General features: G+C 41.3%; 10 protein-coding genes. 3 read left to right on the top strand and 7 right to left on the bottom strand.

Annotated features, from left to right (window positions below; all coding sequences use genetic code 11):
* Window positions 1–740, bottom strand: a 740-nt coding sequence (locus GRP75_RS14015; RefSeq protein WP_160789597.1) for an oxidoreductase, incomplete at its 3' end; no start/stop codon positions are given.
* A 405-nt stretch (window positions 741–1,145) separates the two neighbouring features.
* On the opposite strand from GRP75_RS14015, the gene GRP75_RS14010 reads away from it, so the two are divergent.
* A complete protein-coding gene (locus GRP75_RS14010) occupies window positions 1,146–1,703 on the top strand; it encodes a TetR/AcrR family transcriptional regulator (RefSeq protein ID WP_237449043.1) in 558 nt (185 codons plus the stop codon).
* Between the two features lie 457 nt (window positions 1,704–2,160).
* Here GRP75_RS14010 and GRP75_RS29760 read toward each other — a convergent pair whose 3' ends face one another.
* On the bottom strand, window positions 2,161–2,397 hold the full coding sequence (locus GRP75_RS29760; protein WP_237449042.1) for a dehydrogenase: 237 nt from the start codon (window positions 2,395–2,397) through the stop codon (window positions 2,161–2,163).
* A gap of 62 nt (window positions 2,398–2,459) precedes the next feature.
* The gene (locus tag GRP75_RS29755; protein ID WP_237449045.1) at window positions 2,460–2,828 is read right to left on the bottom strand and encodes an SDR family NAD(P)-dependent oxidoreductase; all 369 of its coding nucleotides are present in this window, start codon (window positions 2,826–2,828) and stop codon (window positions 2,460–2,462) included.
* Window positions 2,829–3,332: 504 nt separating this feature from the next.
* Between GRP75_RS29755 and GRP75_RS14000 the strand changes: the two genes are divergently transcribed.
* Both GRP75_RS14000 and GRP75_RS13995 read left to right on the top strand, forming a co-directional pair.
* Window positions 3,333–4,091, top strand: coding sequence for an SDR family oxidoreductase (locus tag GRP75_RS14000; protein WP_028541604.1), 759 nt, complete (start codon window positions 3,333–3,335; stop codon window positions 4,089–4,091).
* Window positions 4,092–4,231: 140 nt separating this feature from the next.
* On the top strand, window positions 4,232–4,849 hold the full coding sequence (locus tag GRP75_RS13995; protein ID WP_160789596.1) for a TetR/AcrR family transcriptional regulator: 618 nt from the start codon (window positions 4,232–4,234) through the stop codon (window positions 4,847–4,849).
* Window positions 4,850–5,582: 733 nt separating this feature from the next.
* On the opposite strand, the gene GRP75_RS13990 is transcribed toward GRP75_RS13995, so the two are convergent.
* The 4 genes from GRP75_RS13990 to GRP75_RS13975 form a co-directional block, all read right to left on the bottom strand.
* The gene (locus GRP75_RS13990; RefSeq protein ID WP_160789595.1) at window positions 5,583–6,011 is read right to left on the bottom strand and encodes a nuclear transport factor 2 family protein; all 429 of its coding nucleotides are present in this window, start codon (window positions 6,009–6,011) and stop codon (window positions 5,583–5,585) included.
* Window positions 6,012–6,355: 344 nt separating this feature from the next.
* Complete coding sequence (locus GRP75_RS13985) at window positions 6,356–7,012, bottom strand: NAD(P)H-dependent flavin oxidoreductase (RefSeq protein WP_160789594.1); 657 nt, start codon at window positions 7,010–7,012, stop codon at window positions 6,356–6,358.
* Complete coding sequence (locus GRP75_RS13980) at window positions 7,012–7,368, bottom strand: Y-family DNA polymerase (protein WP_337194228.1); 357 nt, start codon at window positions 7,366–7,368, stop codon at window positions 7,012–7,014. The genes GRP75_RS13985 and GRP75_RS13980 overlap by 1 nt, the downstream gene beginning before the upstream one ends.
* An 837-nt stretch (window positions 7,369–8,205) precedes the next feature.
* A partial coding sequence (locus tag GRP75_RS13975) for a glycoside hydrolase family 32 protein (RefSeq protein WP_160789593.1) occupies window positions 8,206–9,669 on the bottom strand: 1,464 nt, incomplete at its 5' end.

Raw genomic sequence — 9,669 nt, 5'->3', positions numbered from 1 at the left:
AAAGCAGGCAACGCGCCCATATGTGCCGGTTGACTTACAATACTTGAAATCATCCTTATGATTATATTTGCCCGCTTCCCTGATCCAAAGGAAAATAAATTGGTATGCGAGATTCCGGGATGACAAGCGACGCTCATGGAATCAATATGATTGCTACGAAACTTGGTCTGTAATTCTCTTGCAAACAATAGATTTGCAAGCTTGCTTTGACCATAAAACTTCCGGGCGCTATATCCTTTAGAACCATCTAAATTATCAAAATCGATGGAGGCATTATGAGCGAGCAAACTGCTCTGCGTTACCACTCTCGAATTCGGAGTAGAAATCAAGCGCGGCAGCAGCAATCCGGTTAGTGCAAAATGCCCTAAATGGTTACTGCCAAATTGGGATTCAAAGCCATCCTTGGTCAACCCATAAGGTGGATCCATAATGCCTGCATTGTTAATGAGAATTGACAAAGATTCGTGCTTTTTAAGAAAATCTGCTGCAAACGCCCTGACACTATTCAAATCGCTAAGGTCGAGCTTCATGGCTTTGACATTTGCACTGGCATAGACGGATTTTATTTTATTCAGGGCTGCTTCACCTTTTTCCATGTTTCGAATAGCAAGAATAACCGTTGCCCTCTCTTTGGCTAATGCTAACGCTGTTTCGAAACCGATACCGCTATTCCCGCCTGTGACGACGACCACCTTCCCTGACATATCCGGGATATTGTCTTTTGTCCAAACTTTACTCATTTAAAATGGGCTCCTCTCTTTTGCTTTTGCGATCCGATCTGATTCATATAGACATAGACATGGATGTTGGATCGGTATTTTCGCAACGCCCCCCTAGAGTACTAGGGAAAAAATGCGCGAGACGGATGAATAATTGATCCGCTCGCCGAGCCGAAACTCCTCACGGTTGAATTAACAACCGCTTCGCTCCCTATGTTTTTGCCTTTGATGCCTCCTAATCGAATCGGCAGACGCGTGGATTGCATCCATCATTTCCTTGACGCCAAACCCTCTCTGAAGTGATGAGTGTATCATGTCTTGAATTCGCTGAACGAAGATCAACGTGATAAAACGTGCAGAGAAATGATATATAGACTTGTTATTCGTGCTCGCAAGGATAGCCTCATTTCCATGAGAGCTGAGGATATGGCTAAATTTATGGATGTAAGTAAAGTGACGATGTATAAATATTTCTCTTCCAAAGAAGAAATATTATCCTTGGTCATCTCAAACTACACAGATTATATGCGTAATGTGGATATATCTTCTGCAGACGAGAACGAGGCCATCTTGGAACGATATCAAAAGTCATTTGAGCAGTCTTTAATGATTAACTACTATTTTCCAGAACATTTTTTGAATGATTTTAAAGTATATAATCCGCGTTTGTATGAAGAAATTGTCGATGCACAACAATTTCGTTTTAAGCAGTTAGGTGAACTGTATCGTTTAGGAGCGGAACAGGGGATTTTTTATCCAGTGAACTCTGCGATTTTTATATTGGATGATGAACTGATTTTGCGACGAATACTTGATCCGTCGTTCCTTGTCCAACACGGCTTACCTTTGGAGAAAACGCTGCTTGATTACTACGAGATGCAAAAGAGAAAATTAATCCGCGAAAAGCACCTGAACGTAATGGATAATTCACGGATCGAAGAGCTAATACGTTCCTTTGTAGCTAAAAATTCGAGGAATTTATAGGACGTGATGAATCATACATGTACTTCATGATAAGGAGAGAAGGTTTCGATGGTTCATGTGATGCTGGTCGACGATGAAGAAGATGCTCTTGATCTTCTGGAAATTTTATTGTGAAGATCGGGGATGTGATGGTAGTTGGGCGGTATATGGATCCGATTCGAGCGATTGAGCCTCTCAGGACAAAGCCTGTTGACACCGTTTTTTGGGATATTCAGATGCCGGCACATTCTCGGTTAAACCGATGACACCTCATGGTTCCCTATTGGAATAAGTTGTTACATAATCAGTGTGACTCTTGTTCATCTTTAACAGCTAAGTAAATACCGCCCCTCCCTCTGTTTATCTCTCCTCAAGGCAGTTGTTCCAGAATGATTTGAAAACTGCCTTGTATCAAGGTACTTATGGTTACTAAAAAACGTCTAATATAATCAGGATTTATATAAGTCTTAGCATTTATTTATTTTTTGATAAATTGCACGATTCCCTTAGGAAAAGTATCCTCTACCTCTGTTCTTTTATCATACAGATTGTACCAAGCCTCAGCCACTTGATCAGGATCAAAACTTGTACCCTGTTTGATTAAAGGACTAATGGATAAATGGCCCACAAATACTCCAAGAGGAAGCAAACGCTCGTGTAAACTAAGAATATAGTTTCGGAGTCCTGACATGGCGATACCTGAATTTCCAAACATCGAGCTTGGACTCATTGCGGAAAGATCGCTTGTGAAAAGAAGTGCTCCTTCACCCCGTTCAATCATTTCTGGAAAGATTGTCTAGCTGTATTAATAGCTCCGATGACAACATTGTTGAAAAATTGAAGTGCGCTCTCACCAGTCGTTTCCAGAACAGATGTTGTAGTAACATTTCCACTATGCGGGCTAAACTCCAAGACATCGATTGTACCGAACGTATTCTTAATTTCTTGAAAAGCTCTCATAAGTTGCATTTTGTTAGTGATATCGGCAGCAAAACCCTGAGCTTCAATTCCCATCTCACCAAGCTGCTCTGCATATTTGTCCAATTTCTCCTGTGTTCTTGAAACTAGGGCGATACGGAAACCGTTTTTTCCAAAAGTCTTGGCCAGCGAGAATCCCAGACCTGGTCCTGCACCGATAATAACCATTGTTTTCAATTTATACTCACCTTCCATAGAGACATTAATAGTCATGATATAGCCCAACATTGCCAAAAAGAGTTGCATAAGAGTTCAAAACCATATCAACCTTCTTCTATTCTCTGAAACAAATTATTCAACGATTGGTTTTCGTGACTTCAATCGCAAATGGGAGCCGATTTCCTATAGATACAAATACTCTTCTGTACGAGTATTTGTATCTAATTTAGACAGTGGAAGCCCTCCCGGCTTCTCCTACTTGATAACGATCTTCAGACGTTGAACCTATTTAGCTGATGTCCCATCAGGACTACTCCTCCCTCATTTGTCAGTGTCCATCTCTCACTTTCTCTAAACGAATAAAAAAACTTCTTTAACTCTGTATTCACAGTCTCTTGTGCTCAAAATGATCTTATCACATAAGAAAAAATAAATAAAGTTGAGTTACTTGACTTTATACTATTATCGTCTTATATTTGTCCTTGTAAGTATCTTGCGATGGAGGGTTTTAATATGACTAGACTTAATGGTAAACGAGCACTTATTACGGGTGGCACCAGCGGAATTGGCTTGGAGACAGCCAAACAATTTCTGGCTGAAGGCGCTGAATTGATTGTCACCGGAGTAACCCCGGCAAATGTAGAAAAAACACAAAAGGAACTCGGAAATCAAGTCCTTGTGCTTCAGGCAGATTCCCGAGACCTCAACGCCCAACGTCAACTGGCTGAACGTGTTGAACAACATTTTGGCAAACTGGATATTGCCTTTTTAAACGCAGGCGTATCTGACTGGCGTCCATTCGAGCAAATCGATGAAGAAGCCTTTGACCGCTTGTTTGCCATCAACGTAAAAGCTCCATTTTTCTTAATGCAGGCATTAACTCCAGTGATGGCGAACCCATCCTCTGTCGTTTTAATGGGATCGAGCAGTTCTCATGCCGGATATGCACATTCCAACGCTTATGCGGCTACTAAAGGTGCCATTTCCACCCTGACCAAAGCCTGGAATTCCGACTTATTATCGTCTCACGGAATTCGCTTCAATACGGTGAGTCCTGGACCGATTGATACCCCGCTTTACGATAAGAACAAGCTAGGCGTGTCTGACGAAATTCGTGAGATGGTTATTAACCGCATTCGTGACGGGATTCCGGCTGGACGCATGGGTACTGCCGAAGAGATTGCCAAAGCTGTTGTTTATCTGGCTTCGGATGAGTCACGCTTCACCATTGGCGTTGACTTGGTTCTGGATGGCGCTCAAACGATTCTCTAATATGTTAGCCCTATTGCTGCTTTAAGCCCTCCGAGGGTGCTTAGGCAGCTTTTTCTTTTAGAACACGGTCAACTGTTGTATAGTAGAGAAGAGGGTGCTATCCCTCTGATAAGACTTAAATCCAACTTTGGAGTGGAATTATGGGAACAAAATCAACTTACCATGAACGTATAAAGGAAGAAAAAAGGGCGTGCGCGATTGCCGCTGCACAAGAACTGTTTTTTGAAAAAGGGTATGCGCGTACTACTTTAGCTCAGATTGCAAAACTTGCTGGTCTCTCTACAGGTACACTTTTCAATCATTTCCCGACGAAGGAATTGATTTTTGAAACCATCGTCAAGCATTTTTGGGAGCTTGATCCCGAATGGGACGTTCCACCGGTGCTCGGCTCTCCCCTGCAAGGATTAATAAAGTTCGGACGAGACTACGCATGCGTGCTGACTCGTGATGGAATGGCTCCTTTATTTCGGGTCGTCATTGCAGAAGCCAAGCAGTTCCCCCAGCTCAGTCTTTTTCATTATGAATTGGGTGAAGGTGCTGTTCATCAGAAATTGACAAAATATCTATTAGATGAAGTTCAATTGGGTAATATAAACCTCCCTGATGTGGCAAAGACGGCCAACGAATTCATGAGTCTAATTGCTGGGCAGGTGCTATGGCCCAAAATGTTGCTGCTTGATTTCAGTATTTCACGAGAGCAGGCTTTTCAAATAGCGGATGAGGCTGCTCATATGATTATAAACAAGTATGCTGACTAAAAAGACGAATACGAGAGATCTCCCAATATGAGACTCCCTCATATTCGTTTTATTTACGTTCTAGTCTTAAGCGCGCACTTTATTTGGAGAAATGAAGAACAATCAGGGTTTATTGATTATCACCGTATTTTTTAGAGCTTTTGGGATAGTAGCCACAATATATTCCGGAAGACTTACCCAACCTGTTCTTAAGAGTCCGCACTCTGTAAATTCAGACTTTTTCTTCAGAGAACTCACCTCTATCTGTGATACGGTTCTCCGCACTTTCTGTCATAATCCAACCTTTAGCGTGGTAGCCACTCAAAAGAGACTCACTACCCACTTAGATATACATATAATCGGCAATCGGACCAAGTTCTTATCCATTTCGGCAATCGGTACAAGTTCTTGTCCTTAGCTCGGGACACGAACTTGTACCGATAACATAAAAAAGCCGCTAAATTAGCGACTTTAATGGGAATATGTTCTTGTCCCTCGACACGCATTCAGCAGAAGTCAGCTCCTTTGTTTCATTCTTATCACATTTATCTCTCTCAACATGAAAATTCTGATGATCAGAGTTGGTAGTCTAATAATATAACTTGTACGCCTGTATATAAAATAAACGACAATCAATGAAGATTGCCGTTAACATATTATTCACTAACTTATTTGTTGACTATTGTTCATTTAGAATATTTTAGTTCTTTAAAGTTCTTTAACTAAGCATTCTACTTCATACACAGTTTTTCTACTATTTAGCATCCGTGTGAAACAGTAGTTCATCAAGATGCCGGGTGTCCATATATTCTTCAATTAATGTTATGCCTTCTTTTCCTGTATGAATCGAGAAAAGCAATCGATTATCATAGGGCTTTCCTGACGAGTTTGTCGCCTTCGCATGAATTTCTACAAAGGCTCGATCGCCATCCGCAAAGATACCCAATAATTCGATTTTTCCCTCTCCACCTTCTGCTACTGGTGATACAGCCTTGAACAAGTCACCGATCTCATCAGGTCCATACTTGCGAGCAAGAGGAAAACTTTCTTTTTGTCCCAATACTCTCCATCCAGCATTACTTCCTTCAAACATGTTACTAATGCTCTTGACATCACCCTTACTTAAATAATCTAAAAATTTTGTTGCTATCTCTCTGGATTTTTCAGTTTTTTCAATCGACATATTTTGTTTCTCCTATTAGTGAGTAATTTTTCTTCCATGTTTTTAAGAGCTTGGGCTCCATAAATTCCGGGTTAAATGCTCCCTCGCTGAGCAGCAGTTTATGTGTCTACGTGACATTTAGAACATAGCTAGTGCATTAATTCTGGGACCGGTATTATCACTATTCTCCACATAGCGGCCCAAGCTCATTCATTCAGTACAGCATTAGCCTATCCTTCCCATGTAGAGTTTCATTCATAAGTCAGCGTATAAGATAAACAGGGCTTTAAGCATCGTCTATAAAGTATTGTGATTTTAGCTTTCCTAAATTACTCTATTCTGTGACTCGTTATTTCTAGATTTGTTCAATTTGAAAATAGTCTTTCGATCAATTCTTCTACTGTGGGTATGTCTTTTATGATGTCTATTCCAGTATTGACTGATATTATCCCTTCATCAAACTTTCCTTCTAACATTCCGATCCGGAAGCCTCCTGATACATCTCTGCTTGTATCTTCATTTTTTTCATATTTTTCTTGAATTATTTCTAACTTTTTAGTTAATATGGAACGTAAACCACTCCCTATAAAATGCATATTTTCATGCCCTGAATTGACTATCGCTTTTTTGGTTTCAATTGCTGATGGAGCTTCTTGTGTTGCGATAAATCTTGTTCCCATATACACGCCTTCCGCTCCTAATGCAAAGGCCGCTTTTACTCCACGGGCATCGTTTATTCCGCCTGCCGCTAGTACCGGAATGTTTACTGAGTCGACCATTGCAGGTATCAATGTAAATGTACCCAGAGCTTTTCCCGGTAGTCCTCCTCCTTCGTCATATCCTGTGGAAACTAATACATCCGCTCCTGCTTTTTCGGCTTCTCTCATTATTCCTGGTGTAAGTGTTATAGGTCTAAATATGATTACTCCGTTGTTCTCTTTGATTTTATCAAATAGTTTTTTATTTATTTCTGGACCGTTTACTGCAAAATATTTTACATTTTCTTCAATTGCTACTTTCATTATTTCATTAACATGTGGATTATCTTAATGCCACCCTCAGCTTTTTTAGCAATCATATCGCAGCACAATTTACTGATGATTTTGTTTTCACCAATGCCTGCTCTCGCGTAAACGCCTGTTTCATTATAGATCTTGTCTTGAATTTGCTTCGCTAAATCGACTGGATCATTACCGAATAGATGCATAGATCCTGTAAAATCAGCGAATAATTGGTCTATACTGTACGGTTCAACCAGATCTGTGAACTCCTCAATAACAGTATATTCTCTTTGGGATTGAGCTTGGAAGGCTTCGTCAAGATCCCAACCAGTATCACCAAGTCTGTTAATCTTTTTGTCTTCACCAGTTGACGCCACCTTCCGGATTCCAAGGTTTAGCGTAATTGTTTCGCCAAGCTTTGGTTTTTTAAAAAATAACTCAGACTCGAAGATGAAAGGATAATTTCATTCGAATTTTCCATATTGGAGCACAATTTGCCTGAGCTAGGTCATACGGAAGGGTTAATTATCTGTATTAACTGCTAAGCCATTTCCTAAGCAGCCTTATGGATGAGATGCATTTTCAACTTGCAGTAATGGGGATTTTAAACGTGGCGAATTATTCTAACTTGGGAGACTGTATTGCCACCCCATATTTTATAAACATATAACCTTATAAAATCATGTTTTATTAATTTCCATGTTTGATCTTCATTTGATACACTCGAAATCACTTCTAAATATCGTTCTTTTTCTTTCCCGTTCCATCAGCTAGAGTATATTCAAGAAATGAAAACTTGATTTCTAACATATCGTATCTCTTATTAAGTTCAAAGAACTCAAGACCATCAATTATAACCTTCTCTCTCTTATGGAAATTATAATTGAGGATAATTGACCAGGGCATGCACGGACAGATTCTTACGCCTTTCACCACTGCAGAGCAATAGCCCTTATTCACTTTTAATGAGATTGCTCCGTGGTCGTCTTTCGAGTTCTGCTAACTTTCCAAGGATATGAAACACCCGATACGGTTGTGAGCCGACCGGGTGTTACGTGTCCAGGCAGAAAAATGTTACTTTAATTGGTTTTGAGGACCAGGTTTCAGATACGAATGCACGCAACCGGGCTGTAACCACTTCGTCGAATCAAGCCAATGCTTAACGAGTTCCGTCGTGAGATAATTAAAATTTGAATGATATCAATAGTTAACGTCTAAACATTCTCATTTCCCCAAATGCTTACTAGATCATTGATTTGAAGCGATACGACCCTTAGTTCTCCGCCAATGGCATAGAGTTCCAGCCCCCTGCTCTCCAAGTCCGGGAAAATCATGTCTGAGATGATTGTTTCTCCATGATTTCCGAAGACCTCGACACTTGACCAATCCACGTAAATACTCAGTTGTACCCGTCCATGCTCTGGCTTCATAGGGGCCTTGTGTATTGCTGTGAAATCGGAATGAAAATCAATGGCGCTCGACTTCGTCCGATCGACGAACAACTCCCCATTCGAGCTATTGTATCCGATGATCGTCTCCTGATTAGAAGACTTCCGCACTTTGAACCCGAATTCCACGGCAGTGCTGATTTCAAATTCTGCAATAATTTCTGCCTTTGCAGCAGAGAAATCAGACAACACGTTCATACCTGGCTTAATCGTCAAGTCTTGCAGAGACAAAATCGGTTTTCTTAGCTGACTTAATTCACTTATGGGTGCTTGGATTAAGTGAAGTCCCTCCGGATAAGTCCTAAGCTGTAGCTCACGGGGAATTGACATCTTGCCACGCCATTCCTCTGAAGGTAGCGTGGTACCATAACGCCAATTGTTCATCCAGCCGACCCAAATCTTTCGACCGTCCTCGTTTGGAATCCCATTCCAGGTCACGGCCGCGTAAAAGTCTGATCCGTAGTCTACCCATTTAATAGTATCGAAAGATTCCAACGTTCCATCCAGAGCAAATGCCTTACCGTCAAAGTTGCCTATGAAATACATCATGCCAGAACCACCTGCCGGTGGTTCCGGATCATCTGGATTCACACCATTTCTATCCCCGACACTTAGCATCAGAATCCACTTCGTGGTATTAGGATCCTCATCCACTTGGATTTGAAGTATATCAGGACATTCAAATATCCCTCGGTGGATATGCGGAATGTCAGAACCGAATTCGCTTGCAAAAGACCATTCTTTCAGGTTTGGAGATGTGTAAAATTCTACACGTTCTCTTACGGCAAGGACCATGATCCACATCGACGATTCATCATGCCAAAACACCTTCGGATCACGAAAGTCTAGCGTTTCCATTGGGAATAAAACCGGGTTACCTTCATATTTTGTCCAGGTTCGACCTTTATCCCTGCTGTAAGCAATGCTTTGCACCTGCGGCTTGCCGGGCTGAGCCCTGTTGCCCTCATTCGTATAAATTGCAACCAATCCTGATCCTTCTTCGTTGAAAAATCCGCTTGTATTGTTCTTATCCACCACCGCACTTCCCGAGAAGATCGCTCCGTCCTCTCCAGGCGGAATTGCCGGTGAGAGTTCGTCCCAATGTATTAGATCCTTGCTTACCGCATGCCCCCAATGCATGCGGCCAAAGTCAGGCTGCGTATCATGGGGCGTATGCTGGTAGAACAGGTGGTACTCTCCTTCATAGTAAACCAAGCCGTTTGGATCGTT

This window comes from Paenibacillus sp. OT2-17, from assembly GCF_009827695.1.
GTDB classification, from domain to species: Bacteria; Bacillota; Bacilli; order Paenibacillales; family Paenibacillaceae; genus Paenibacillus; species Paenibacillus polymyxa_B.
The sequence above is the reverse complement of the archived record's forward strand: the minus strand, read 5'-3'. Positions and strand labels throughout refer to the sequence as shown.